The sequence below is a fragment of the Microbacterium sp. NPDC056057 genome (genome assembly GCF_042266945.1).
GTDB classification, from domain to species: Bacteria; Actinomycetota; Actinomycetes; order Actinomycetales; family Microbacteriaceae; genus Microbacterium; species Microbacterium trichothecenolyticum_C.
This window is the reverse complement of record NZ_JBHJWS010000001.1, coordinates 1,268,266-1,292,179: the sequence shown is the minus strand read 5'-3', so window position 1 is coordinate 1,292,179 and position 23,914 is coordinate 1,268,266. Positions and strand designations below refer to the sequence as shown.

General features: G+C 69.1%; 21 protein-coding genes and 2 tRNA genes. 8 read left to right on the top strand and 15 right to left on the bottom strand.

Annotation, left to right across the window (positions count from 1 at the left end):
- Positions 1 to 10: 10 nt before the first annotated feature.
- From ACFC1K_RS05445 to ACFC1K_RS05435, 3 genes are read right to left on the bottom strand one after another with little or no spacing between them, the layout of a single operon-like run.
- Positions 11 to 862, bottom strand: a complete 852-nt coding sequence (locus ACFC1K_RS05445; RefSeq protein ID WP_375871154.1) for a DUF6999 family protein — start codon at positions 860 to 862, stop codon at positions 11 to 13.
- 22 nt (positions 863 to 884) lie between these two features.
- On the bottom strand, positions 885 to 1,586 hold the full coding sequence (locus tag ACFC1K_RS05440) for an iron-containing redox enzyme family protein (protein WP_375870774.1): 702 nt from the start codon (positions 1,584 to 1,586) through the stop codon (positions 885 to 887).
- Positions 1,583 to 2,725, bottom strand: a complete 1,143-nt coding sequence (locus ACFC1K_RS05435; protein ID WP_375870773.1) for a 3-oxoacyl-[acyl-carrier-protein] synthase III C-terminal domain-containing protein — start codon at positions 2,723 to 2,725, stop codon at positions 1,583 to 1,585. The genes ACFC1K_RS05440 and ACFC1K_RS05435 overlap by 4 nt, the downstream gene beginning before the upstream one ends.
- Before the next feature lie 155 nt (positions 2,726 to 2,880).
- On the opposite strand from ACFC1K_RS05435, the gene ACFC1K_RS05430 reads away from it, so the two are divergent.
- Both ACFC1K_RS05430 and ACFC1K_RS05425 read left to right on the top strand, forming a co-directional pair.
- Positions 2,881 to 3,324 carry a pyridoxamine 5'-phosphate oxidase family protein gene (locus ACFC1K_RS05430; RefSeq protein ID WP_375870772.1) on the top strand — a complete coding sequence of 148 codons (444 nt, stop codon included), beginning with the start codon at positions 2,881 to 2,883 and terminating at the stop codon, positions 3,322 to 3,324.
- Between the two features lie 71 nt (positions 3,325 to 3,395).
- Complete coding sequence (locus ACFC1K_RS05425; RefSeq protein WP_375870771.1) at positions 3,396 to 3,623, top strand: RNA-binding S4 domain-containing protein; 228 nt, start codon at positions 3,396 to 3,398, stop codon at positions 3,621 to 3,623.
- 20 nt (positions 3,624 to 3,643) lie between these two features.
- On the opposite strand, the gene ACFC1K_RS05420 is transcribed toward ACFC1K_RS05425, so the two are convergent.
- Positions 3,644 to 4,252, bottom strand: a complete 609-nt coding sequence (locus ACFC1K_RS05420; RefSeq protein ID WP_375870770.1) for a TetR/AcrR family transcriptional regulator — start codon at positions 4,250 to 4,252, stop codon at positions 3,644 to 3,646.
- A gap of 150 nt (positions 4,253 to 4,402) precedes the next feature.
- Here ACFC1K_RS05420 and ACFC1K_RS05415 point away from each other — a divergent pair, with 150 nt between their 5' ends.
- Both ACFC1K_RS05415 and ACFC1K_RS05410 read left to right on the top strand, forming a co-directional pair.
- Positions 4,403 to 5,116 (top strand): SDR family oxidoreductase, encoded by a 714-nt coding sequence (locus tag ACFC1K_RS05415; RefSeq protein ID WP_375870769.1) that lies wholly within the window; start codon positions 4,403 to 4,405, stop codon positions 5,114 to 5,116.
- Positions 5,117 to 5,133: 17 nt separating this feature from the next.
- Positions 5,134 to 6,129 (top strand): NADP-dependent oxidoreductase, encoded by a 996-nt coding sequence (locus tag ACFC1K_RS05410; protein WP_375870768.1) that lies wholly within the window; start codon positions 5,134 to 5,136, stop codon positions 6,127 to 6,129.
- A gap of 220 nt (positions 6,130 to 6,349) precedes the next feature.
- On the opposite strand, the gene ACFC1K_RS05405 is transcribed toward ACFC1K_RS05410, so the two are convergent.
- Positions 6,350 to 6,438: transfer RNA gene (locus tag ACFC1K_RS05405), tRNA-Ser, on the bottom strand.
- Positions 6,439 to 6,560: 122 nt separating this feature from the next.
- Here ACFC1K_RS05405 and ACFC1K_RS05400 point away from each other — a divergent pair.
- The gene (locus tag ACFC1K_RS05400; protein ID WP_375870767.1) at positions 6,561 to 7,253 is read left to right on the top strand and encodes a DUF2278 family protein; all 693 of its coding nucleotides are present in this window, start codon (positions 6,561 to 6,563) and stop codon (positions 7,251 to 7,253) included.
- Between the two features lie 52 nt (positions 7,254 to 7,305).
- On the opposite strand, the gene ACFC1K_RS05395 is transcribed toward ACFC1K_RS05400, so the two are convergent.
- A complete protein-coding gene (locus tag ACFC1K_RS05395) occupies positions 7,306 to 8,541 on the bottom strand; it encodes an LCP family protein (RefSeq protein ID WP_310285763.1) in 1,236 nt (411 codons plus the stop codon).
- Between the two features lie 80 nt (positions 8,542 to 8,621).
- Entirely contained in the window at positions 8,622 to 9,908 is a 1,287-nt protein-coding gene (locus tag ACFC1K_RS05390) for an LCP family protein (RefSeq protein ID WP_375870766.1), read from the bottom strand.
- A gap of 392 nt (positions 9,909 to 10,300) precedes the next feature.
- Between ACFC1K_RS05390 and ACFC1K_RS05385 the strand changes: the two genes are divergently transcribed.
- Positions 10,301 to 12,145, top strand: a complete 1,845-nt coding sequence (locus ACFC1K_RS05385; protein ID WP_375870765.1) for a DUF4012 domain-containing protein — start codon at positions 10,301 to 10,303, stop codon at positions 12,143 to 12,145.
- Positions 12,146 to 12,183: 38 nt separating this feature from the next.
- Here the strand turns inward: ACFC1K_RS05385 and ACFC1K_RS05380 are convergent.
- From ACFC1K_RS05380 to serS, 3 genes are all read right to left on the bottom strand, one after another.
- A tRNA-Ser gene (locus tag ACFC1K_RS05380) sits at positions 12,184 to 12,268 on the bottom strand.
- A gap of 61 nt (positions 12,269 to 12,329) precedes the next feature.
- Entirely contained in the window at positions 12,330 to 13,238 is a 909-nt protein-coding gene (locus ACFC1K_RS05375) for an HAD family hydrolase (protein ID WP_375870764.1), read from the bottom strand.
- On the bottom strand, positions 13,235 to 14,500 hold the full coding sequence (serS, locus tag ACFC1K_RS05370) for a serine--tRNA ligase (protein ID WP_375870763.1): 1,266 nt from the start codon (positions 14,498 to 14,500) through the stop codon (positions 13,235 to 13,237). Before serS ends, ACFC1K_RS05375 begins: the two co-directional genes overlap by 4 nt.
- Before the next feature lie 97 nt (positions 14,501 to 14,597).
- Between serS and ACFC1K_RS05365 the strand changes: the two genes are divergently transcribed.
- Complete coding sequence (locus ACFC1K_RS05365) at positions 14,598 to 15,752, top strand: diacylglycerol/lipid kinase family protein (RefSeq protein ID WP_375870762.1); 1,155 nt, start codon at positions 14,598 to 14,600, stop codon at positions 15,750 to 15,752.
- A gap of 43 nt (positions 15,753 to 15,795) precedes the next feature.
- Here the strand turns inward: ACFC1K_RS05365 and ACFC1K_RS05360 are convergent, their stop codons facing one another.
- The 5 genes from ACFC1K_RS05360 to ACFC1K_RS05340 all read right to left on the bottom strand — a co-directional run bounded on the left by ACFC1K_RS05360 (position 15,796) and on the right by ACFC1K_RS05340 (position 22,312).
- Entirely contained in the window at positions 15,796 to 16,782 is a 987-nt protein-coding gene (locus ACFC1K_RS05360) for a carbohydrate ABC transporter permease (RefSeq protein ID WP_375870761.1), read from the bottom strand.
- Positions 16,779 to 17,750: a carbohydrate ABC transporter permease gene (locus ACFC1K_RS05355; RefSeq protein ID WP_375870760.1), complete on the bottom strand. Its 972-nt coding sequence runs from the start codon at positions 17,748 to 17,750 to the stop codon at positions 16,779 to 16,781. Before ACFC1K_RS05355 ends, ACFC1K_RS05360 begins: the two co-directional genes overlap by 4 nt.
- Before the next feature lie 89 nt (positions 17,751 to 17,839).
- Positions 17,840 to 19,210 (bottom strand): ABC transporter substrate-binding protein, encoded by a 1,371-nt coding sequence (locus ACFC1K_RS05350; RefSeq protein ID WP_375870759.1) that lies wholly within the window; start codon positions 19,208 to 19,210, stop codon positions 17,840 to 17,842.
- A gap of 30 nt (positions 19,211 to 19,240) precedes the next feature.
- Positions 19,241 to 20,998, bottom strand: a complete 1,758-nt coding sequence (locus tag ACFC1K_RS05345) for a glycoside hydrolase family 13 protein (protein ID WP_375870758.1) — start codon at positions 20,996 to 20,998, stop codon at positions 19,241 to 19,243.
- 306 nt (positions 20,999 to 21,304) lie between these two features.
- Entirely contained in the window at positions 21,305 to 22,312 is a 1,008-nt protein-coding gene (locus ACFC1K_RS05340) for a LacI family DNA-binding transcriptional regulator (protein ID WP_310285786.1), read from the bottom strand.
- Between the two features lie 236 nt (positions 22,313 to 22,548).
- Between ACFC1K_RS05340 and ACFC1K_RS05335 the strand changes: the two genes are divergently transcribed.
- Positions 22,549 to 23,904 (top strand): cryptochrome/photolyase family protein, encoded by a 1,356-nt coding sequence (locus ACFC1K_RS05335; protein ID WP_375870757.1) that lies wholly within the window; start codon positions 22,549 to 22,551, stop codon positions 23,902 to 23,904.
- Positions 23,905 to 23,914: the final 10 nt, after the last annotated feature.

The window sequence follows — 23,914 nt, the reverse complement described above, 5'->3', positions numbered from 1 at the left end:
CGCGCGGAGGTCAGTCCAGCTCGACCGCGGTGTCTCGCGGGTAGGCACCGCCGGCGAGCTTCACCAGGTGGGCGTGCGCGTACTCGCACACCAGCGCGTGCCGGTAGACCATGCGCGGGACATCGACGTTCGAGTCCATCCACAGGCTCATTCCCGCCAGCTTCCAGTGGCGGAACGTGTCGTCGCCGGTGACGAGCGCAAGGATCTCGAGGAACGAGTCGTCGAACCGGATCGAGTGCACCGCCCGCCGGTACTCCTCCACGGTGAGCGCCATGGAGAACGGGATGTTCATGAAGCACAGCGCGGTCTGGATGTCGAGCCGAAGGTAGCGGCGACGCCGGCGCTCGGCATCGAGCGGCGGGATGTCGAGCTGCGCGAAGTCGAGCACCTCCGGTCGCGTGAGCGGAACACCGTCGAGGGCGATCAGGACGTCGTACACATTGACGTCGTGCTCGACGACGGCCGAGTCGCCGAGTCCCGCGAGGGTCTCCGGCCGCAGCGTGACCGGCGCCATGTCGACCGCCGTATTGCGGATGATGAAGTTCACGAGGTTCGTCTCGACCACGAAGTGCCGGATCAGCAGCTCGACCGCGCCGGGCGAGACGAACCGCCGCAGGAACCACACGCACAGCGCGTCCATCGTGCTCAGCGGCATCCATCGGAACGGCAGCACGCGCTTCACGATCGAGATGACGGCGACGAGCACGCGGGAGACGATCCGCGCGATCGGGTAGAGCCAGCGCCGCGACAGGCGTCGCTGGTCGTTGATGATCTGACGCACCAGCGCGCGGTCGAGTGGCACCGAGGGATCGGCGTACACCGCCTCCCACATACTCGGGTCAGAGCGCACGAACTCCGGCATGCTCGGGCGCGGCGCCGCCACGTCAGCGGTCCAGTTCCTCGAGCTGCAGCGCGTACAGCCGCGCCACCACCTGCGCGCAGCGGACGATGTCGTCGGCATCGCGGTCGTCGATGATGCCCGAGGTCAGGATCGCCTCCATGTCCCCGGTGTGCTCGGCGTCGGCATCCTGGTGGTACCGCATGAAGTGCACCTGGTTGTCGGCGAGACCGAGCACCTCCTGGAACCGCGCCGCCCACCCCGCCGCACGCTTCGCGCCCAGGCCCTCGATGATGAACATCGCGCCCAGCAGACCGACCGGGTTCGGCTGACCCGCGTAGTGGAACATGTAGCCCGACAACGCCTCGGAGCCGATGTTCTTGCGCCCGCGGCGCAGCTCGTCGAGCGATCCGCCGATCGCGACGTAGTCGCGCTCGAGCATCAGGTAGTCGCGGTGCTCCTCCTCCGCGTGGCGGATCGCGGCCGCACGCAGCTCGAAGTGCTCGATGTCGAAGCTCGACGCCGCACGCGAGATCCACGGCGACCCGTCGACCACCTGCTGGCGGAGGTTGAAGAGCAGGCGCCGGTAGTCGTCGAGCGTCACCGTTCCGTCGGCGAGGCGCTGCAGGATGGGCACCCGGTCCAACCGGTCCTCGAGCTCCACCCAGACGGCCGCCAGGCGTTCGAACAGCGTTCCGGCGCCGTCCTCGGGGGCGATGTCGGCGGAGACGGTCGTGGTGCTGCTCATGTCGATGCTCCTTGCTGGTCGCGGGGCGCGACCACGGTGAGATGGGCGAAGGCGAACGAGAACCGGCCCGACTCGGGCACGGCGAGAAGGACGGTCTCGCCCGGCGCGAAGCGCCCCGTGCGCCAGGCCTCCTCGAGCGCGATGAAGATGCTCGCGGAGCCCGTGTTGCCGCGGGTCTCGAGATTCGAGAACCAACGGTCGGTGTCGAGTGTCGGGATGCGACGCCGGAGCGCCTCGAACGCGGCGTCGCGGAACATGTTCGTGCTGTAGTGGCAGACGACGTGGTCGAGGTGGCGCACGTCGACGAGCCCGATGTCGACGAGCTCCTCGAACTGGCGGATGCCGGCATCCGCGAGGTCGTCGAGCATGCTCACGTCCTGCCGCAGCAGGAACATGCCGGCCGCGTCCCCCTCGGCGATGCCGACGTCCTGCCAGGTTCCGCCGACCTCCGGCTCGGCCCCGACCATGCCGGCGCGCATGCACACGTCGTGCTCGTGGGCGAGCGAGACGTGCCTCACCCAGTCGACTCGCAGCGACGGCTTGCTCGGATGGGGCTGGAACTCGACGACGACCGCACCGGCTCCGTCGGACAGCATCCACCGGAGGAAGTGGGCGTCCATGCCCGCACGGATGCCCTCGTACCGGCGCTGCCGGAGGCTCCGGCTCGCGAGCTCCGAGCCCACCACGGCCGCGCGGGGGTGATCGCCGAGCCGGATCTTGCTGACGACCGCGTCGAGCGCCGCGAGGCTGGACGCGCACACCCCGGACGCCGACAGCAGCTGCATCGGCCCGCCGCCGAGTCGGCCGTGCACCATCGACGCGAAACCGGGCACGAGCACGTCGCCCATCGTCGTCGCGCACGCCAGCATGCGGATGTCGTGGGCGTCGACGCCGCGATCGTCGAACGCCGCACGGAGGGCCTTGACTGCGAGCTCCTCGTTGAGCTCGGTCGGCTCGCCGTGCTCGTCGAGCGCGTAGTGCCGCTGCCGGATGCCGTTCGAGTCGAGGATGCGCCGCCGGATGCGCTGGGTCACCGCGTCGTCCCCGCCGAGGCGCGCCACGATGCCGTCGTTGTCGACCGGCTCCCCCGGCAGGTACCGGCCGAAGCCGGTGAGATAGGCATTCGCCGTCGCGCCCATGGTGAGAAGACTAAAGGGCAGACATGGATGCTGTGCCCCGCAGCATCCATCATCTCCATCGTGGCGGCGACCGGGTCCCGTTTTAGCCGTGACGGAACTATGGTGTGCGCAGAGGGGCCGCGCAGCGGCGGACGAGTATCGACGGAGATGACGTCATGGAAACGAGCGATGCGGTCGTGACTCTCAGCGAAGAGCAATGCTGGAACCTGCTTGCGCGCGGCGAGCTGGGGCATCTCGCCCTGGACGCGGATGGCGACCCCGACATCTTCCCGGTGAACTATGTGATCGATGGACCCCGTGTGCTGTTCCGCACGGCCCCCGGGTCCAAGCTCGCGGAGCTCTCGGAGCACCCACGCGTCGCGTTCGAGGTCGACGAGTACGACGACACGTACGCCTCGAGCGTGATCGTGAAAGGAGTGGCGGAACGGCTCGAGCTGCAGCGTGAGATCGACGAGGCCGACGCACTTGCGCTGCGTCCTTGGATCCCCACCCTCAAGTACCGGTGGGTGCGTATCGTGCCGACGCAGATCTCGGGCCGGTGGTTCGCACGCACGCCGGAGCCTGACCGCTACAAGGCATCGTCGAAGGAAGGCGCGTAAGGACGTCGCGAGGTTCGCACACCGAGCGATCTCGGGCCGGCCGATGTGCGTGCGTCGGCTAGCATTCGGGGATGACGCACGCGGGGCCGATCGATGACGTTCCGATCGGCGGCGAGAGCATCCGCCTCGGGCAGTTCCTGAAGTTCGCGGGGGTACTCGACTCCGGCGGCGAGGTGAAAGAGGCCATCATCGACGGCTTCGTGCTGGTGAACGGCGAGGTCGATCGCCGCCGCGGACGGCAGCTGCAGGTCGGCGACGTCGTCAGCTTCGAGGGACGCAGCGTGCGCGTCTGCCCCTGATCGAGCCAGAACCCATCGCGCTACTCCCCACGCCGTGTGAGCACGCTGATCTGGGTGCGAATGTCCGCGAGGAGGGTCTCAGTATCCGCGGTCGCGTTGACGCCCGCGGCCATGGTGAGGAACATCACGGACGACACGACCCGCGCGAGCACAGCCGCATCAGCCTCGCTGATCTCGGGGCGGCGGGCGATCACCGCGGCGAGCGCAGATTCGGTCCTGAGGGCAATCTCGAGCGCCTCGGCATGCCGCGGCTCGGTGGGGTCTCCGAAGACCATCTCCCGCAGGTAAGTACGCCCGTTGTCGACCTGCACGCGGTTGCATTCCACGACGGGCCGAATGACCGCCATGAGGGCGTCGACCGGGTCGCCGATGCCGTCCGCGGCGGCTCGTCCGCGCTCGAGCGCCTCCTCGTAGTGGGCGTTCTGCACCAGCAGGAGCAGCTCGCCCTTCGTCTTGGCGTACAGGAAGAGCGTGCCGGTGCCGATGTCGGCAGCATCCGCGATCTGCTGCGTGGTCACGTCGTCCGCGCCGTGCGCTGCGAACAGAGTGCTCGCGGCGGCGACGATCCGTTCGAGCTTCGCCCGCTTGTTGCGTTCACGACGCCCCATCGAAATCGGTGCCTCGGTCATCGCCACCTTTCAGGAATAGTTTGTGACTAGGCTCAGTTATGAGTGGAGTCACTAATGACAACGCTCGGCCGCCCCACGATCTTCCCACGCACGTCGTATGGATCGCGGCGGCCCAGCGTCTCTTCATCTCGACAGAAAGCTGACGAAGAAATGACCTCTCTCGATGGAGCCGTCGTCCTCATCACGGGCGCGAACGGCGGAATCGGCACCGAGCTCGTGGCTCAGGCGCTCGCTCGTGGCGCCTCCAAGGTGTATGCCACCGCGCGCACTCCGCGTTCGTGGAGCGACGAGCGCGTCGTTCCGCTGGCTCTCGACGTCACCGACGGGGCGTCCGTCGAGAGTGTCCTTCGGGCGGCCCCCGACGTCACGGTGCTCATCAACAATGCCGGCGCCTCGGCGTCCACGGGCAGCATCCTCGCTCAGAGTGACGAAGAGATCCGCAGCAACGTCGAGACCAACCTGGTCGGCCCCCTCGCGCTCGCCCGCGCCTACGCGCCCACCCTCGGGGCGCATGGCGGCAACACGGCGATCGTCAACATCCACTCGGCGCTGTCCTGGTACGCGGTCGCCGGCATCTACTCGGCGACCAAGGCCGGCCTGTGGTCGGTGACGAACTCGCTGCGCCTCGAGCTGCAGCCGGCCGGCGTGCAGGTGCTGGGCGTGCACGTCGGCTACGTCGACACCGCCATGGCGGCGCACAGCGCGGACCCGAAGCTCGACCCTGCCGACTTCGTCGCGATGGTGTTCGACACGCTGGAGGCCGGTGGAATCGAACTGCTCGCCGACGACACATCCCGCCGCGTGAAGGCGGGCCTGTCCGCTCCGCTCGAGGCCGTGTACCCCCAGCTCGCAGCCGGCGCCTGAGGACGCGGGGTCGACCAATGAGAGCGTTCGTCTTCGATTCGTACAACCATCCCCTGCACGAGGCGGATGTCGCTGAGCCGACCGTGGGCGACCACGACGTGCTCATCGAGGTGGCCGCCGCGGGGGTGAATCAGCTCGACGAGAAGATCCGGCTCGGGGAGTTCAAGCAGATCCTCCCCTATCGCGTTCCGCTGATACTGGGCCACGACGTCGCCGGCACCGTGATCCGCACGGGCCGCAGCGTGACAGGATTCCACGCTGGCGACGCCGTCTATGCCCGCCCCCGCGATCACCGCATCGGAACCTTCGCCGAGAGAATCGCCGTGCACGAGGCCGATGTCGCCCTCAGCCCCACAACGGTCTCTTCAGTCGAGGCCGCCTCCCTGCCCCTGGTCGCACTGACCGCCTGGCAGGCGCTCGTGGTCGAAGGCGCGGTCCAGCCGGGTCAGAAGGTGCTCATCCACGCCGGCAGCGGGGGCGTCGGAACGATCGCCATCCAGCTCGCCAAGCATCTCGGTGCTTTCGTCGCGACGACAGCATCGGGCAGGAACGCCGACTTCCTGCGAGAGCTGGGGGCAGATGTCGTGATCGACCACCGCACCGAAGACTTCACGCAGGAACTCTCGGACTACGACCTGGTCCTCGACAGTCTCGGTGGCGAGAACCTCGACAAGTCGCTGCGAGTCCTCAAGCGCGGCGGGAAGGTCATCGGGATCTCGGGGCCGCCCACCCCGGCGTTCGCCAAGAAGGCAGGGCTGAATCCGATCCTCCGGCTCGCGATCAGCGGTCTCAGCAGGAAGATCCGGACCCGGGCCGCGAAGGCGGGAGTGACCTACGAGTTCCTGCTCATGCAGGCCTCGGGTGACCAGCTTCGCCAGATCGCCGAGCTGGTCGACGCGAAGGCCATCCGGCCCGTCGTCGGCAGGACGTTCCCGTTCGCCCAAACGCCAGAGGCGCTGAGCTCGCTCGCCTCCGGCGGCGCCCGAGGCAAGACCGTCGTCACCATCGCCTGACTCAGCGCGGAATCGTGAGGCGGTCGGCCGCGCCGGCCGCCTCACGGTCCTCGACACTGTCAGCCCTTGACGGCGACCCGGTGAGGTGTTGCGAAGACCCATACCAACCGCAGGCCCCGTGGGGGACGCTTGGGGACACCCACCGTTCGGAAACCGGATCTCGGCCGAGCGCCGCAGCCGGACAAAGGAGAAACCCCCGGTTTGACCGGGGGTTTTTCTGCGGAGACGGAGGGATTTGAACCCTCGGTCCCCTTACGAGGACTCCACCTTAGCAGGGTGGTGCACTAGGCCTGACTATGCGACGTCTCCAGGCATCCGGCCGCGAGGGCGCGGATGCACCCAGCAATCATAACCGAGACCGGGACCTCTTCTTGCCACGCATGGAACCCGCCGTCGGGTATCACCCGTCGCCGCCGTTCGCTCATCCCGGTATGCCGTTCACACAGTACGGAGTGCTCAGCGGAACCCTCGTGTCGCACGAGCGGGACGACCCCGACGAGTTCGGACGCTGGTGGCACGTCAACCTGAAGCTGCGCAGCGGGGCACGCGACTACCGCGTCGCGGTCGACGTCGACAGCAAGAACTCCGCCGCGGGGGTGCAGTGGAAGACCATCCGCACCACGGGCGCGAGGCTCGGCTGGCCGGCGCCGCCGGCTCCGGCCTTCACGAAGCTCCTCTCCTCCCCCACCTCGGGCGCCCTCGACGTCATCCGGCATCGCGAACTGAGGGTCGTCGGCATCCGCTGGTTCCTGCAGTGGCTGTTCCGTGCACGGGATGCTGTGGCCGCCGATCGTTCGCCCTTCTGGGTGCCGTTCCTCCGGCCGTGGCGCTCCGGCGACCAGCTCCAGGCGTCGCAGGCGCTGGAGGCGACGCTGCGCGTCGGCGCGCTCACGCTCGTCTGGGGCGAGCCGTTCCCCGAGGGCGCGGCACCGGCGTCGGCGCAAGGCATCCATAACGTCCATCAGAACCAGGGCGACCCCGCCGGGTCGCAATGGTTCCCCGAGAACGGGATCTGGCAGGACGGTGGGGTCGCGACGCAGCAGCCCGACGGCAGCTGGGTCGCCTTCATCTCGAAGTTCTCGACGCAGTCCGACCGCACCGACAGCCTCGGCCACCCCGTGTGAGCAGGAGCTCACGCGGGCGAATCAGCGCATCCGAGCGCCGACGGCTGGTCGGCTACCGGCCCTCGGGCTGCGTGCAGGTGGTCTGCGCCGCGGTCTGCCCCGCGATCGCCGACGGCAGCTCGACGCGCGTCTCCGCCGCCGGGGTCTCGGTGACCGGAGCCTCGGCCGCGGGCGTCTCGCCGGCGGCCTCGGTCGCGGCGGGCGTCGGAGCCGTCTCGGGCTTGACGGCCTCGCCGGTCACCTCGACGCCGTAGCCCTGGCTCGCGTCGCCCGTCAGCGTCAGCGGCTGGTTGGCCTTGAGCGCCTCGAAGAGCACGTTCGCGGCGTCCTTCACCGGCATCACGCGGCTGGCGCCGTCGCCCGAGGCGTAGCGCGTCGGGTACTGCACGAACACGATGTCCTCGTACGGCACGTCCTTGACCGCCATCGCGATCTGCACCATGAGCGTCGGGTTCGTGAGGCCGGAGCTCAGCACGAGCTGCTCCTGCTGCACCTGGCTGATCGCCGTGGTCGCGAGGTTCAGCAGCGTCGCGGGGTTGGCGAGCACCGAATCGGACTGCAGCTTGCGCACCATCGACGACATGAACTGCTGCTGGTTCGAGATGCGGCCGAGATCGGAGCCGTCGCCGATGCCGTGGCGGATGCGCAGGAACTGCAGCGCCTGCACACCCTGCAGCGTGTGGGTGCCTGCGGTCAGCTTGAGTCCGGTGTGCGAATCGCTGATGTCGCCGGCGACACAGACGTCGACGCCGCCGATGGCGTCGGACATGTTGATGACACCGGTCCAGCGGATGGCCGCGGCGAAGTCGATCTGATCCCCGATGAGGGACTCGATCGTGAGCACGGTGCACGCGAGCCCGCCGTACTGGTAGGACGCATTGAGCATCTGCGACGACATCGCCGAGTAACTGCCGCTGCCGTCCTCCTTCGGGCACGATGGGATCGGCACGAGCATGTCACGCGGGAACGACACCACGGTCACGCGGCGGGGCTCGTCCGAGATGTGCACGAGCATCGTGACGTCGTTGCGCTCCCCCTCGGTCGCCTTGGCCTGGCACGCCCCCGACAGCGCGGCGTTCGCACCCTCGCACGAGTCGGTGCCGACCATGAGGATGTTCACGCCGCCCTCGATCGCGCCCAGCGACGGCGGCAGCGGCTTCTCCTCGTCGAGCACGACGGCGTTCGCGGTGATCGTCTGCGTCGCGTCGAACAGGTTGTACGCCGCGATGCCCGCCGCGCTCACGCCGAAGACGGCGAGCACGACTCCGAACATCGCGAAGAGGGTCATGAACGGATGCCGCGACTTCAGCACTCCGTGGCGCGCAAGGGGCGTCTGGCCCTCTCTCGAGGGCCGCTTGTCCGATGCCATCAGCCGTTGGACCTGACGTTGCCGGCGGAGCAGGTCTGCTGGGCCGCGTTCTGGCCCGGGATGTTGTTCGGAAGCGCCACGGGGGTCTCACTGGGGGCGGGTGTCGCCGACGGGTCGGCGGTCGCCGTGGGGGCGGGGTCGGCGGGCGCCTCGGTGGGCTGCGGGTCGGCCACGATCACTCCTCCGGTGAGGTCCTGGTCATGCGTGACCTCGAGCGACTCGTTCGCCGCGAGCGCCGCCCACAGCTGTTCGGCCGAGTCGTAGTCGGGCACCACGCGGTTGACGTCGGCGGGGTCGGTGAGCACCGGGTACTGCACGAACACGATGTCTTCGAACGGCACGTTCTTGACCGCGAGCGCGATCTGCACGAGCGTCATCGGGTTGGTCAGCGACTTGCTCGGCGTGATGTTGTCGACCGCGGTCGCCGCGAGCTTGTACAGCGTCGCCGGGTTCGACAGCACCTCGTCGCTCACGAGCTTGCGCGCGAGGCTCGACATGTACTGCTGCTGGTTGCTGATGCGCGCCAGGTCGCTGCCGTTCTGCAGGCCGTGACGGGTGCGCAGGAACTGCAGCGCCTCGACGCCCTGGATCGTCCGCGGGCCCGCCGGCCAGTTGATGCCGGTGTACTTGTCTTTGATGCCGCCGTTGCCGATGCAGACGTCGACGCCGCCGATCGCATCGGTGATGTTGATGACGTTGCCGAAGCTCACCTTCGCAGCGAACGGGATGTTCTGGCCGCTGAGCTCCTTGATCGTCTTGGCGACGCAGGAGAGTCCGCCGTAGCCCCACGCTTCGTTGATCTGCGTCTTGGTGGTCGCCGACGTGGTCGAGCCGTCCTCGCGGGTGCACGACGGGATCGGCACCATGAGGTCACGCGGGAACGAGACCACGGTGACCCGACGCGGATTGTCGGAGATGTGCACGAGCATGTTGACGTCGTTGAGCTGCCCTGCGGCGTCCGCTCCCGTGCAACGGTCGCCGAAGATGTAGGCGAACTCCTCTTCGCACTCGTCGGTGCCGACCAGTAGCACGTCGACACCGCCCTCGATCGCGCCGATGTCGGGCGGGACCGAACCCTGGCCCTCGAGCTCGACCGCGCCCTCGGTGAAGCTCGACGTGATGTCGGTCGCGGCGTACGCGGCGACGCCGGCGCCCGACACCAGCACGACGGCGGCGACGATGCCGACGAGCTTCAGGATGAAACCGAACGGGCTCGGAGACGACAGCTCACCGTGACGGGCCACCGTGCGGCGGCCGCGCCTCGTGGGCTTGTGCGTCGAACTCACTCGGTTCCTTTCCCATCGGGGTCGTCACACCGCGGAGGACGTGGGGGGCAACCCGCGCGACGTCACCGCAGACAAGAATTCCACAGTCGTTCCATCATTCGCTCGCACAACGTCACAGCGCTGCCGAGGCATCGGGGTATCCTTACACACCGCCCTGTGGGTGCGCTGAGGGCGCGCGCCGCGGCGACGGCCGACTCCTGCCCGTCAGAATTCCGTCACCGTCACCCGGTAGCATCCTGGCCGTGACCGCCTCTGGGCCCTCGCCGGCACCGCATCCAGCCACGAAGCATCGTCCTGCCCGCCGACGGACGGCCGCGACCCCGCTTGCCCGTCACGCCGCGCGGGAGACGAAGGCGCAGCTCCGACGCAGGCGCAGGTACCTCCTGCTGTGCGTGGTGGTGGGCCCCCTCGCGACGGTGCTTCTTGTCGGGCTGTTCACCGTCGGGGCGTTCGTGCAGCAGGTACTGCAGGTCCGCGACGACATGGAAGCCGCGAAGGAGCAGCTGAAGGTGCTCGCCGCCGCCGCCGTCTCCATGGACGTCGCCGGGCTGCAGCAGGCGAGCGATGACGTCGTCATCCGGACGGAACGGGCACGAGCCACGTCGAACGGCCTCCTGTGGGACCTCGCCGCGGAGCTCCCCCAGGTCGGCAACAACGTGCTCGCCGTGCGCACCGTGGCAGAAGCCGTGAACACGATCACGTCGCAGTCGCTCCCGCCCCTGGTCGCCATGATGGCCGCCGCCGGCACGGATGAGCGCAGCGAGGACAGCCTCGGGATCGACCTGCGGCCCTTCCTCGGGGCAGGGCCCGTCCTGCCGACGATCATCTCGTCCCTCGAGGACGCGTCGGCGATCGCCGCAGGCATGGATCGGACGGGTGTGCTCCCCGCCGTGTACGAACCCCTGGACTCGATGGTGGAGCTGATCGCGGTGGCCGTTCCGGCGCTGAACATCGTGCAGGAGCACCTGCCGCCTATCCTGCACGCCGCGGGTGCAGACAAGCCCATGCTGTACCAGCTGATGATCCAGACGCCGGCGGAGATCCGTGCGACGGGCGGCGGACCCGCGCATTGGCTGGTACTGAAGGTCGACAACGGCCGGATGGAGCTGCTCGGCCAGGAGAACGGCGTGGACCTGATGTACAGCGAACTTCCCTCGCTGGGCTTCGACACGGTCAACGGCTCGCTCATCAAGCTGCCGGCGGAGACCCGCTCGCTGTACCCCTTCGAGCTCGCGAACTGGTCGTCGAACTTCACGATGACCCCGCACTTCCCTCGGGCCGTGGAGCTGTTCCAGGCGACGCGGGAGTTGACCGGGAAGCCGGAGTTCGACGGGGTGATCTCCATCGACCCGATCGTGCTGGCGCACATGCTCGAGGCGACGGGGCCGCTGACCCTCGCCTCCGGAGAGACGGTGAGTTCGGAGAACACCGCCTCCTTGCTGATGAGCGAGCCGTACGAGCGGTTCGGGACCGACAACGCCGCGATGGACGCGTACTTCAGCGAGGTGACGTCGGTCATGTTCGACGCTCTCACCGGCGGAGGCTGGGAGATCGGCGCGATGTGGGATCAGCTCGTGCGGAGCGCAGAAGAGGGCCGCGTGTTCGCATGGTTCGAGGATGACGGCCTGCAGTCGCTCGCGCACGAGTACGGCCTGGACGGAGTCCTCCGTGAGGACACGACGGAGGCCACGCAGCTCGGCATCTACTTCAACGACTACACCGTCGGAAAGCTCAACTACTGGCTCGACTACACGCAGCGTGCGAGCTGCAATGTGGAGGAGCGCACGATCACGGTGACGATGGATCTGCACAGTCGCATGAGCGAGGACATCAAGAGTGAGTACACGCTGGGACTGCGCAACCAGTTCCGCGGGATCGATCCGCGCACGATGATGCTGGACGTGCTGTTCTTCGCGCCTCCCGGGGCGGAGATCCTCTGGACCGACCCCAAGCGGGGCGACTGGCAGGACTCCGCGAACTGGCAGGGCAATCGGTTCCGCGACCGTTCGGGCGTCGACCACGACAACACCGCCATCAGCAGGACGCTTCTCCTCGAGATGGGCGAGAAGCGGACGATCTCGTACGAGGTCGAGCTTCCCGACGGCGACCTGGGCCCGCTGGAGCTGCGGCACTCGCCCGGACCCAACGACACCGAGGTCACCGTCGACGCGAACTGCGGCGCGCTCTTCGCCAGCCCCGAGGGCTCCCGCAACGTGATGCTGTCGAAGATCGGCTGAGCCTCGACGCCACAGGATGCCGCGTCAGAGGCGCTCTGCGGAGGGTGTGGGATTCGAACCCACGGGACATTGCTGCCCACTGGTTTTCAAGACCAGGTCCATCGGCCGCTCGGACAACCCTCCCGACCGATGCGACCTCAGGCGGAGGCATCCGTCGAACAATCGTCGAGTCTAGTCGACCGCGTCAGAGGCGGCGGAGCACGGCGGCCACGCCGCCCTCGTGCACTGAGTCGGTGATCTCGCCCGCCGCATCGCGCACTTCCTGCGGCCCCTGCGCCATCGCGACCGCGCGGCCGCCGTTGTCGAGGGCCCAGCGGAACATGCCGACGTCATTACGACCGTCGCCCATGACGAGGACGTGCGCGGGGTCGATGCCGAGCTCGGTGCGCACCAGCTCGAGTCCGGTGCTCTTGTCGACGCCCTTCGGCGCGATGTCGAGCCAGGCGGTCCAGCCGACGGCGTAGGAGACGTGGTTGAGGCCGATGCGCTTCACGAGGTCGACGAAGTCCTGCTCGCCCTTGTCGGGCGAGACGACGACCACGCGACAGACCGGCTGAGCGCCGAGCTCCTCGAACGGCACGCGGCGCGCGTGGACGAGGTTCCAGTCCTCGAGGTACTCCGTGTAGAGGCGCTGCCCGTCGGCGAGTTCGACGAGATAGCGGGCGTCGGGCAGGTGCACGCGCAGCTGCTCGAGCACCTCGCGCGGGTCGAACGTCTCGACGTGCCAGCGCTCGTAGCGCAGCTCGTCGGCCTCGACGCGCTTGAGCACGACGGCGCCGTTGGAGCACACCACGAACTCGGGGGCGATGCCCAGCACGCGCACGATGCCGCGGGTGCCCTCCCAGCTGCGCCCCGTCGCGACCATCACCTCGTGGCCGGCGCGGTGCGCGTGCTCGACGGCGTCGACGACGCCGGGGCTGAGCGATTCGTCCTCGAGGAGGACGGTGCCGTCGATGTCGAGGGCGATGAGAAGCTGCTCGGTGGCGACGGCGGGGTTCTCGGTGTCGCGCGCGACCTGCTCGACGATCTTCGCGGCCTTCTTCGGCGCGACGACCTTGATGGAGCCGGTCTTCGGCAGGTGCGCTTCACTCACGCGATGGGCTCCATCACCTCGAGCCCGCCGAGGAAGGGCCGCAGCACCTCCGGCACCGTGACGGAGCCGTCCTCACGCTGGTGGGTCTCGAGCAGTGCGACGATCCAGCGGGTGGTCCCGAGCGTGCCGTTGAGGGTCGCCACCGGCTGCGTCTTGCCGCCTTCGGGCCGGTAGCGGATGTCGAGCCGGCGCGCCTGGTACGTCGTGCAGTTCGAGGTCGAGGTGAGCTCGCGGTACGCGTTCTGCGTGGGCACCCAGGCTTCGACGTCGTATTTGCGGGCGGCGCTCGAGCCGAGGTCGCCGGCGGCGACGTCGATCACGCGGTACGACAGGCCGAGGTCCTGCAGCATGCCCTCCTGCATGGCGACGAGGCGCAGGTGCTCCTCCTCCGCCTGCTCGGGCGTCGTGTACACGAACATCTCGAGCTTGTTGAACTGGTGCACGCGGATGATGCCGCGGGTGTCCTTGCCGTACGAGCCGGCCTCGCTGCGGTAGCAGGTCGACCAGCCGGCGTAGCGCTTCGCGCCGCGCGACAGGTCGAGGATCTCGTCCATGTGGTAGCCGGCCAGGGGCACCTCGCTCGTGCCGACGAGGTACAGGTCGTCGTCTTCGAGGTGGTAGACCTCGGCGGCGTGCTTGCCGAGGAAGCCGGTGCCGCGCATCACCTCGGGGCGCACCAGCGTCGGCGGGATGATCGGCGTGAAGCCTGCCTGCAGCGCCCGGTCGAGCGCGAGGTTCATGAGCGCGATCTCGAGCCGCGCGCCGATGCCGGTGAGGAAGTAGAAGCGGCTGCCCGACACCTTGGTGCCGCGCTCCATGTCGATCGCGCCGAGCTTCTCGCCGAGCTCGAGGTGGTCGCGCGGCTCGAAGCCGAACGCCGGCACCTCGCCGTGGGTGCGCAGCGTGACGAAGTCGTCTTCGCCGCCCGCCGGCACGCCCTCGATGACGATGTTCTCGAGTGCTCCGAAGGCTTCGGCGGATGCCTCCTCCGCCGCGGCGACCGCGTGCTGGGCCTGCTTCACGCGCTCGCTGAGGCTCTTGGCCTCGGCGACGAGCGCGGCCTTCTCCTCCTTGGGAGCCTGCGCGACCCTCTTGCCGTGCGCGTTCTGAGCAGCGCGGAGCTCCTCGAAGGCGGTGATCGCGGCGCGTCGCGCGCGGTCGGCCTCGACGGCGGCGTCGACGGTGTCTGGTGATTCGCCCCGGGCTTCCTGCGAGCGCTTGACCAGCTCGGGATTGTCGCGAAGCAGCACGGGATCGATCACCCTGCAAGCTTAGTCGGCGACCGCAAGCGGAGACCCGGGGTGCCAAGCCCCACGTCCGATGCGCCGGCCCGGCGATCCGGGTCCTAATCTGTACCTCATGGCGGCGGCATCCGGATCGGGCGACGAGAATCCCACCGACGGCGTGCCCGCCGATGACGTGATCCGCCGGCCCGGCGACATCGAGCCCGACACGGCCGACGACGAGCGCGGCCACGCGCGTCGTGTCGGCACGGAGGGTGCTATCCGCCCGATCTCGGAGGACGGCGAGCGCTCCTCGCCGAAGGCGGCGCTGGTGTACAACCCGATCAAGGTCGACGCCGATGCGCTGCGCGACACGGTCACGCGCCTCGCGTCGAAGGCCGGCTGGTCGGAGCCCCTCTTCTACGAGACCACGGTCGACGACCTCGGCGACGACGTCACACGCCAAGCCCTCAAGGAGGGCGTGGACGCGGTGCTCGTCGCCGGCGGCGACGGCACCGTGCGCGCCGTGTCCGAGGCGATGAGCGGGAGCGGCGTGCCCCTCGCGATCGTTCCGAGCGGCACCGGCAACCTGCTGGCCCGCAACCTCAAGCTCCCGCTCACCGAGCCCGACGCCATGGTTCGCGCCGTGTTCGACGGTGACACGCTGGCCATGGACGTCGGCTGGACCGAGATCGCCCGTCCTGACGGCACCAGGGCCGAGCACGCCTTCGTCGTGATGGGCGGCATCGGCCTCGACGCCGCGATGATCGCGAACACGAACCCGCAGCTGAAGAAGACCGTCGGCTGGGTCGCCTACGTCGACGGCGCCGCCCGGTCGCTGCCGTCGGCGAAGCCGTTCCGCGTCGTCTACGAGCTGCCCGGACACCGGCTGCACTCGTCGAAGGTGCAGAGCGTGCTCTTCGCGAACTGCGGCAAGCTCCCGGCCGGCCTCGACCTCATCCCCGAGGCTTCCATCGCAGACGGCGCGCTCGACATCGTGATCTTCCAGCCCAAGGGCCTCTTCGGCTGGCTCTTCGTCTGGCGACGCGTCGCGTGGGACAACAGCTTCCTCCGCCGCTTCCGCGCCGGCCGCCGGGTGCTGTCCCTGCGCACGAAGGACAACGCGGTCGTCTACTCGCGCGGCGCCGGCATCGAGCTCGCAACGCACGAGGCACGCCCGGTCCAGCTCGACGGCGACGAGTTCGGCGAAGCGCTCTCGGTCAAGACCCGGGTCGACGCCGCCGCGCTCCTCGTCGTGGTTCCCAAAGGCCACACCACCGACGGCCTCTGAGAATGACGGATGCTGCGGGCCGCAGCATCCGTGATCCCCCAAGTCAGCCCTTGACGGCGCCGCCGAGTCCCGCGGAGCGCAGGAACACGGACTGGAACACGAGGAACATCGCGATCGGGATGAGCGTCGCGATGGCGAGCGCGGCGAGGAAGACGTCGAGCTCGGTCTGCGACTGGACGTCGGGCAGGCGCACCGAGAGCGGCTGCACCGCGGGGTCGGGCAGCACGAGCTTCGGCCAGAGGTAGTCCTTCCACGCGGCGATGATCGCGAACACCGAGACGACTCCGAGGATCGGCTTCGACATCGGCAGCACGATCGACCAGAAGAGACGGAACGGCCCAGCCCCGTCGGTCTTCGCGGCTTCGAACACCTCGCGCGGCAGATTGTCGAAGAACCGCTTCACCAGCAGGATGTTGAACGCGTTCGCCGCCATCGGCAGCCACACCGCGAGGTAGCTGTTGAGCATGCTCGCGTCACGCCCGAGAAGCGGCGGCGACACGATCGTGAGGTACAGCGGCACGAGCAGGACGATGCCCGGGATGAACAGGGTCGCGAGCACGAGCGCGTTGAGCACGGGCGCGTACTTGGGGCGCAGAACCGAGAGCGCGTAGCCCGCGGTCGTCGCGATGAACAGCTGCGAGAACCACGCGCCGGCGGCGATGACGATCGTGTTCCAGAAGTACTGGTCGATGTGGATGTCGTTCCACGCCGTCGACAGGTTCGCCCAGTCGATGCCGTTCGGCCACAGCGCGAACGGCTGCTGGAGGGTGTCCTGTGTGGGCGTCACCGCTGACTTCGCCAGCCACAGGATCGGCCCGAGACCGGCGATGGTGAGCGTGACGAACAGGAACGCGTCGGTCAGCGACATCCCGAAGCGGGTGCCGGGGCGGCGGCGCTCCGAGGCCGACACGATCGAGCGCTCGGCCATGTCGTCGATGGAGTCCCGCCTGCGCCCGCCGGCGGCCCCGCGGCGCGAGAGGAAGCCGCGCATGCCCTCGCGACGCTCGGCGTTCGTGATCGTGGTGGTCATGAGGTGCTCCAGCGGTTCGTGAGCTTGAAGTACAGCCAGGACAGGATCGCGAGCACGACCGCGAGCAGCACCGAGACCGCGGTGGCCTCCCCGTAGTCGCCGCCCAGGCTGTTGCGGAACGCCTTGTCGTAGATGTAGAGCAGGATCGTCTTGGTCGCCCCGGCCGGCCCGCCTCCGGTGAACAGGAACGGCTCGAGGAACACCTGCGCGGTCGCGATGACCTGCAGGATCAGCATGATGAAGAGGATGCCGCGCAGCTGTGGGATCGTGACGTGCCAGACCTTGCGCCAGATGCCGGCGCCGTCGACCTCGGCCGCGTCGTACAGCTCCGGCGGCACCGACAGCAGTGCGGCGAGGTAGATGATGATCGATCCGCCCGCGGCCGCCCACGTCGCCTCGAGCACGAGGGACGGCATCGCCTGCACGGCCGAGGAGATCCACGGCTGCGGCGGGATGCCGAACCAGCCGAGCACTGTATTGAAGACGCCCGACGGGTCGGCGCTGTAGAAGAACTTCCACAGCAGCACCGCCACGACCGGCGGGATCACGACAGGCAGGTACGCGAGAGCGGAGTAGAGCCCCTTGCCCCGGCGCACCTCACTCATCAGCACGGCGACGAACAGGGGCAACGGGAAGCCGAGCAGCAGCGCCAGCAGCGCGAAGTAGACGGTGTTGACCACCGCACGGCCGAGTTGCGGGTCGGTGAGCACCGCCACGTAGTTGTCGAGGCCGACCCACTCCGAGACGAGCAGGTTCGTCTTCTGCAGGCTCATGATCACGGACTGCACGATCGGCGACCACGAGAAGAAGAAGAACACGAACACCATCGGCAGCACGAACAGCAGGTTCGCGAGGCCTCCCCCGCGGTACCAGGTGAGCGGGGTGCGTCGGGTCTTCCGCCGGGCGGGAGGTGCGGCGGGCGGCGGCACCGCCGCGGGGGCGGAGCGCTCCGGGAGGGTGGCGGTCATCGTCAACCTTGCTGTGTCGGGTGCACGGGCCTGGGGGGATGGATGCTGCGACCCGGCGGCGAGGCCGGGTCGCAGCATCCACTCGTTCCTCACTCGTCGAGCAGCGCCTGCGCTTCGGTCTGCGCCTGCGCGAGCAGAGCGTCGATGTCGGCGTTCTCGTCGGTGAGCACCGTCTGCACCACTGTGTCGAGCAGAGCGTAGACCTCCTGGGTCGACTTCTTCGGCTCGCCGACCGGCGTCTGGTCCCAGATGTTGTCGGTGAACGACGTCATCTGGTCGCGCGGCACGTTGATGTACGGCTCGATCCAGGTGAGGGACTCCTCGTACAGCTCACGGCTGAGCACCGGCAGCACGGGCGTGCCGACCGCCTGGTCGGACTCGGCGAGGGCCTTGGCGTCCTGCACGGCGGCGTCCTCGTCGAGGAGCTTCTGCATGTAGTACCAGTCGATCCAGGTGACCGCGGCCGCCTTGGTCTCGTCGTCGACCGTCGGGCTGATCACCGCGATGTCGCCGCCGCCGAGCGTGCCCGGGTCGTCTCCCTCGACCGGCACGACGCCGAGGCCGTAGGCGGCGGGGTCGAGGCCGAAGTCGCGCACGAGCGCGGTGTAGACGTCGGAGCCCGAGGTGTACATCCCGATGTTGCCGGCGGCGAACTCCTGGTTGATCGTGCCCCAGTCGAGGTCGACCTTCGCGCCGAACGAGTCGTCCTCCCAGCGGAGGTCGTGCAGGAACTCGAGCGTCGCCTTGGTCGCGTCGTTGTCGATCGTCGAGGTGGCGCTGCCGTCGGCCTCATCGGTCTGCGTGCGGCCGCCGCGGGCGACGGTCTGCGCGGTCAGCTGCCAGCCGCCGGTGTTGTTGATCGCCATCTGCGCGTACCCGGCCTTGCCGGTGGCGTCGTGGATCGCCTTCGCGTACTCGCGCACCTCGTCCCACGAGGTGGGCGGCTGGTCGGGGTCGAGTCCGGCCTGCTCGAACAGGTCGCGGTTGTAGTGCAGACCCATCGCGTAGGCCTGGCGCGGGAAGCCGAAGATGTTGCCGTCGGCGTCCTTGACGCCGTCGAGGATGATCGGGTTGAAGCTGTCCTCGTAGCCGAGCTCCTTGACCTCGGCGGTGACGTCCATGAGCTGGCCGTTCTCGAGCAGCGTCTTCGAGTCGGTGAACGGCACGGTGAACACGTCGGGAAGGCTGCCGCCGGCGAGCTGCACGGCGAACGTCGGGCCCTCCCACTCGTACTCGACACCGATGATGTCGATGTCGGGGTGCTCCTTCTCGAACTGCTCCTCCTGCGTGGCGAACGCCTCGTACGCCGCGGCGTCGGCGCCGGGCGGGAAGGTCGCGACGCGGAGCTCGAGCTTGCCGTCGCTGTTCTCGTCGCCGCCGGCCGCAGAGCAGCCGACGAGTGCGCCGACGGTCGCCAGAGTGGCGACACCGGCGAGCAGGACCCTTGCTGGTGACTTCATCGTCTTTCCTTTCTGAGGGGGAGGTCCGCGTCAGCCTCTCGGCGCGGACGTCTCCGGGGTGTTGGTGCGGGTGTGGGATGCTGCGCCCTCGAGCCGCAGCCAGGCGGTGGCGTTGCCCGGCAGCACGCCGGCCTCGAGGGGGGAGCTCGCGAGGAGGACGGTCGCGCCGGGGGGAAGCGCGACCGGGTCGTCGCCGGTGTTCACGATGCACGCGAAGCGATCGCCGCGCCGGAAGGCGAGGAGGTCGGGACGGGCGGCGCCTTTCGTGGCGGGAATCGCGTCGTCCCACCACTCGAGCGGACCGTCGCCGAGCTCGGGGAGCTCGCGGCGCAGGCGGAGTGCGTCGCGGTAGAGGTTGAGGGTCGACGCCGGGTCGGCCTCCTGCGCCGCGACGGTGAGCCCGCTCCACCCCTCGGGCTGGGGCAGCCACGTGCGGGTCGCATCGGGACTGAAGCCGAACGGCGCGCGGTCGCCCGACCAGGGCAGCGGGACGCGGCATCCGTCCCGTCCCGGGTCCGTGCCGCCGGAGCGGAAGTGCATCGGGTCCTCGATGAGGTCCAGGGGCAGGTCTTCGACCTCGGGGAGGCCGAGCTCGTCACCCTGGTAGATGTACAGGCTGCCGGGCAGCGCCGCGACCAGCAGCGCCGCGGCGCGGGCGCGGTGAAGGCCCAGCTCGGGATCGGTCGGCACGCCGAACCGCTTCTTGAGGAACGCGAAGGCCGTGTCTTCGCGCCCGTACCGGGTGACGGGACGAGTGACGTCGTGGTTGCTGAGCACCCAGGTCGACGGTGCGCCGACGGGCGCGTGCGCCTCGAGCGTCGCGGTGATCGACTGGCGGAAGGATGCCGCACCCCACGGCCGCGCGAGGAAGTCGAAGTTGAACGCGGTGTGCATCTCGTCGGGGCGCAGATAGTTGGTGAACCGCACGATGTCGGGCACCCAGATCTCGCCGACGAGCACACGCGTGCCGGGGTACGAGTCGGCGATCGCGCGCCACGAGCGGTACACGTCGTGCAGCTCGTCGCGGTCCTCCGTGGGGTGCTCACCCGGACCCTGCTTCTCGCCCACCTCGGGGAGCTCGGGGTCTTTGATGAGCAGGGCCGCCGAGTCGATGCGCACGCCCGCGACGCCCCGGTCGAACCAGAATCTCAGGATCTCCTGGTGCTCGCGGCGCACGTCGGGGTGGTTCCAGTTGAGGTCGGGCTGCTCCGGCGTGAACATGTGCAGGTACCACTCCCCTGGCGTGCCGTCGGGGTTCGTCGTGCGCGTCCACGTCTCGCCCTGGAAGCTGGACACCCAGCGCGTCGGGATCTCGTCGCCGTTCGGCCCCTTGCCGGGGTGGAACCAGAAGCGCTCGCGCTCGGGGCTGCCGGGACCGGCGGCGAGCGCCGCCTGGAACCAGGGGTGCTGATCCGAGATGTGGTTCGGCACCACGTCGATGATGGTGCGAATGCCGAGCGCCAGCGCCTCCTGGATCAGCAGCTCCGCCTCCTCGAGGGTGCCGAACCGCGGGTCGATGTCGCGGTAGTCCTGCACGTCGTAGCCGCCGTCGGCCAGCGGGCTCGGGTACCAGGGGTTGAACCAGATGGCGTCCACGCCGAGGTCCTTGAGGTAGCCGAGGTGCGCCCGCACGCCGGCGAGGTCGCCCGTGCCGTCGCCGTTCCCGTCCGCGAAGCTCCGCACGTAGACCTGGTAGATGACGGCCGACCGCCACCACAGCGGGTTGTCGCTCGCGGGAACGGCTTGGGGGCCGCGGGTCAGGACCTCGGTGTCCACGGGTCTCCTCATCGATGGGAAGAACTTGATGCGACGAATGTATTCCGATTGGACGAGGGGTGCAAGTCTTGAACAGAATCATGCAAGATCTTGATCCGATTGATTCTCGGTCGTTGAGCGAGTGAGGAACGAGCGAGACGAAACGCGCCGAACCCGGCGCACACCTCGACCCGAGCAGACCCGAAGACTCGAGGCGTTTCGTCTTCGGGCGCCAGAGCGCCCTTCGCTCAACGACCACGGCTCTCTGCCCTGGTCGTTGAGCACGCGAGGAACGAGTCAGACGAAACGCGCCGAACCCGGCGCACACCTCGGCTGGAGTCAGGCCGCGGCGGGGCCTGTCGACGACCGGAGCACGAGCTCGGGCTCGAAGAGGAGCTCATCTCCGGCCGCGGTCGTGCCGGCGATCTGGGAGAGCAGGAGCTCGATCACGGTGCGGCCCATCGACTCGATCGGCTGGCGCACGGTCGTCAGCGGCGGCTCGGTGCAGCTCATGAGGAAGGAGTCGTCGAAGCCCACCACGCTCACGTCAGCTGGGACCCGCAGGCCCGCCCGACGAGCGGCACGGACGGCACCGAGCGCGAGGGGGTCGCTCGCGCAGACGATGGCGGTCGCGCCCGCGGCGAAGAGGCGAGAAGCCCCGGCCTGGCCGGACTCCAGCGAGTACAGGCCCCGCACCACGAGCGAGTCCTCGAGAGGCGAACCGAGGCGTTCGAGCAGGGGGCGCGCGGCGGCGAGCTTGCGCTGCGACGGGATGTGATCGAGCGGACCCAGCAGCAGGCCGATACGCCGATGGCCCAGCTGATGCAGATGCTGGATCGCCTGCTCGGCCGCCGCGGCGTCGTCCGTCGACACCGTGGCGAAGTCGAGTGAGCCGATGCGGGCGTTCACCAGCACGGTCGGCAGGTTCACCTGCCGGATCCGGTCGTAGTGATCGTGCGGGGCATCCGCCTGGCTGTAATTGCCCCCGAGGAAGATCACCCCCGACACCTGCTGCTGCAGGAGGAGGTCGACGTAGTCCGACTCGGTGATGCCGCCCGCGTTCTGGGTGCACAGCAGCGGCGTATAGCCGTTCTGCGTGAGTCCGCCGCCGATGATCTCGGCGAGCGCGGGGAAGATCGGGTTCTGCAGTTCGGGGAGCACGAGGCCCACGAGACGCGCGCGCTCGCCGCGCAGCTTGGTCGGCCGCTCGTAGCCGAGTACGTCGAGCGCGGTGAGCACGGCCTGGCGCGTGGCCTCCGAGACGCCCGGCTTGTCGTTGAGCACGCGACTGACGGTGGCTTCGCTGACACCGACCTTGCGCGCCACTTCGGCGAGACGCTTCGACATGCGCTCAGTGTACGCAAGAACTTGCAGGATCGCGCAAACGACTGCAAGCGGGGTGCGCCTGGCCGCGGGCACCCGACAACCACTGCTTCGCGAAGCCGGGGATTCCCGTCGAAACCGGGGACCTCGTCCCCTGGCTCGACGGAAACCCCCTGCCTCGCGAAGGCGCTGGCGCGACAGACATCGGGTGCGCTGTCAATGCCCGACACCGGAAGCTGCGGTCACGGAAGGATGGGTCCATGGCCCGGCCGACGATCGTGTGGTTCCGCGATGACCTCCGCCTCGCCGACAACCCCGCGCTGCGCGCGGCGATCGACCGCGGCGAGCCGATCATCGCGCTCTACGTGCTCGACGAGGAGTCCCCCGGAATCCGCCCGCTCGGCGGCGCCGCGCGGTGGTGGCTGCACCACTCGCTCGCATCGCTCGACGAGCGGCTGCGCGAGCGCGGCGCGACCCTCGTCCTGCGCCGCGGCCCGGCCGAGCGCGTCGTACGGGAGCTGGTGACGGATGCCTCGGCCGGCGCCGTCTTCTGGAACCGGCGCTACGGCGGCCCCGAGCGGGAGGTCGACGCCGCGCTCAAGGCGGGGCTGCGCGAGGAGGGCGTCGAGGTCGCCTCCTTCGCCGGCACGCTGCTTTTCGAACCCTGGACCGTGAAGACCGGCGCCGGGACGCACTTCTCGGTGTTCACGCCGTTCTGGCGCGCGTGCCTCGCGCTGCCGTCGCCGCGGGCACCTCTGCCGGAGCCGCGCGAGGTCGACGGCGTGCGCCGGGGTGCAGCATCCGATTCCCTCGACGACTGGGGACTGCTCCCCCACCACCCGGACTGGGCGGGCGGGCTGCGCGACATGTGGGAGCCGGGCGAGCCCGCAGCACGACGGCGGCTGCACGAATTCCTCGACGACGACCTCGCCGGGTACGACCGGGCGCGCGACGAGCCCGCGGCCGGTGCGACGTCGCTGCTGTCGCCCCGACTTCGGTGGGGCGAGGTGAGCCCGTACACGGTGTGGCACGAGACGGTCGAAGCGGGTCACGGCGGGCGCTTCCTCTCGGAGCTCGGCTGGCGCGAGTTCGCGTGGCACACGCTCTTCCACTTCCCGGAGCTCGCGACGAAGAACCTGCGGCCCGAGTTCGACGCGTTCCCGTGGCCCCGGCTCGAACCGACGCACCTCGAGGCGTGGCAGCAGGGGCGCACCGGCGTGCCGCTCGTCGACGCGGGCATGCGGGAGCTGTGGAGCACCGGCTACATGCACAACCGGGTGAGGATGGTCGCCGCATCGTTCCTCGTGAAGAACCTGCTGATCGACTGGCGGCGCGGCGAGGAGTGGTTCTGGGACACGCTCGTCGACGCCGACGAGGCGAACAACCCGTTCAACTGGCAGTGGGTCGCGGGATCAGGCGCCGATGCCGCACCGTACTTCCGGATCTTCAACCCCGAGCTGCAGGCGAAGAAGTTCGACGCCGACGGGCACTACCAGCGCGAGTGGGCTCCCGAGTCGCTGGACGACGACGGGCCCGAGCCTCTCGTCGATCTCGGCGAGACCCGCAAGGCGGCACTGGCGGCGTACGAGAACGTCAAGCGGGCCGCGCGCTCCTGAGCGCACGACC

What these genes read in the sequence shown, in the direction of transcription:
- ACFC1K_RS05355 (WP_375870760.1), bottom strand. Translation starts at nt 17,750, where the DNA reads ATGACCGCCACCCTCCCGGAGCGCTCCGCCCCCGCGGCGGTGCCGCCG.
- ACFC1K_RS05435 (WP_375870773.1), bottom strand. Translation starts at nt 2,725, where the DNA reads ATGGGCGCGACGGCGAATGCCTATCTCACCGGCTTCGGCCGGTACCTG.
- ACFC1K_RS05365 (WP_375870762.1), top strand. Translation starts at nt 14,598, where the DNA reads ATGGCGGCGGCATCCGGATCGGGCGACGAGAATCCCACCGACGGCGTG.
- ACFC1K_RS05350 (WP_375870759.1), bottom strand. Translation starts at nt 19,210, where the DNA reads ATGAAGTCACCAGCAAGGGTCCTGCTCGCCGGTGTCGCCACTCTGGCG.
- ACFC1K_RS05410 (WP_375870768.1), top strand. Translation starts at nt 5,134, where the DNA reads ATGAGAGCGTTCGTCTTCGATTCGTACAACCATCCCCTGCACGAGGCG.
- ACFC1K_RS05360 (WP_375870761.1), bottom strand. Translation starts at nt 16,782, where the DNA reads ATGACCACCACGATCACGAACGCCGAGCGTCGCGAGGGCATGCGCGGC.
- ACFC1K_RS05440 (WP_375870774.1), bottom strand. Translation starts at nt 1,586, where the DNA reads ATGAGCAGCACCACGACCGTCTCCGCCGACATCGCCCCCGAGGACGGC.
- ACFC1K_RS05415 (WP_375870769.1), top strand. Translation starts at nt 4,403, where the DNA reads ATGACCTCTCTCGATGGAGCCGTCGTCCTCATCACGGGCGCGAACGGC.
- ACFC1K_RS05340 (WP_310285786.1), bottom strand. Translation starts at nt 22,312, where the DNA reads ATGTCGAAGCGTCTCGCCGAAGTGGCGCGCAAGGTCGGTGTCAGCGAA.
- ACFC1K_RS05395 (WP_310285763.1), bottom strand. Translation starts at nt 8,541, where the DNA reads ATGACCCTCTTCGCGATGTTCGGAGTCGTGCTCGCCGTCTTCGGCGTG.
- ACFC1K_RS05445 (WP_375871154.1), bottom strand. Translation starts at nt 862, where the DNA reads ATGCCGGAGTTCGTGCGCTCTGACCCGAGTATGTGGGAGGCGGTGTAC.
- ACFC1K_RS05335 (WP_375870757.1), top strand. Translation starts at nt 22,549, where the DNA reads ATGGCCCGGCCGACGATCGTGTGGTTCCGCGATGACCTCCGCCTCGCC.
- ACFC1K_RS05425 (WP_375870771.1), top strand. Translation starts at nt 3,396, where the DNA reads ATGACGCACGCGGGGCCGATCGATGACGTTCCGATCGGCGGCGAGAGC.
- ACFC1K_RS05420 (WP_375870770.1), bottom strand. Translation starts at nt 4,252, where the DNA reads ATGACCGAGGCACCGATTTCGATGGGGCGTCGTGAACGCAACAAGCGG.
- ACFC1K_RS05400 (WP_375870767.1), top strand. Translation starts at nt 6,561, where the DNA reads ATGCCGTTCACACAGTACGGAGTGCTCAGCGGAACCCTCGTGTCGCAC.
- ACFC1K_RS05430 (WP_375870772.1), top strand. Translation starts at nt 2,881, where the DNA reads ATGGAAACGAGCGATGCGGTCGTGACTCTCAGCGAAGAGCAATGCTGG.
- ACFC1K_RS05345 (WP_375870758.1), bottom strand. Translation starts at nt 20,998, where the DNA reads ATGAGGAGACCCGTGGACACCGAGGTCCTGACCCGCGGCCCCCAAGCC.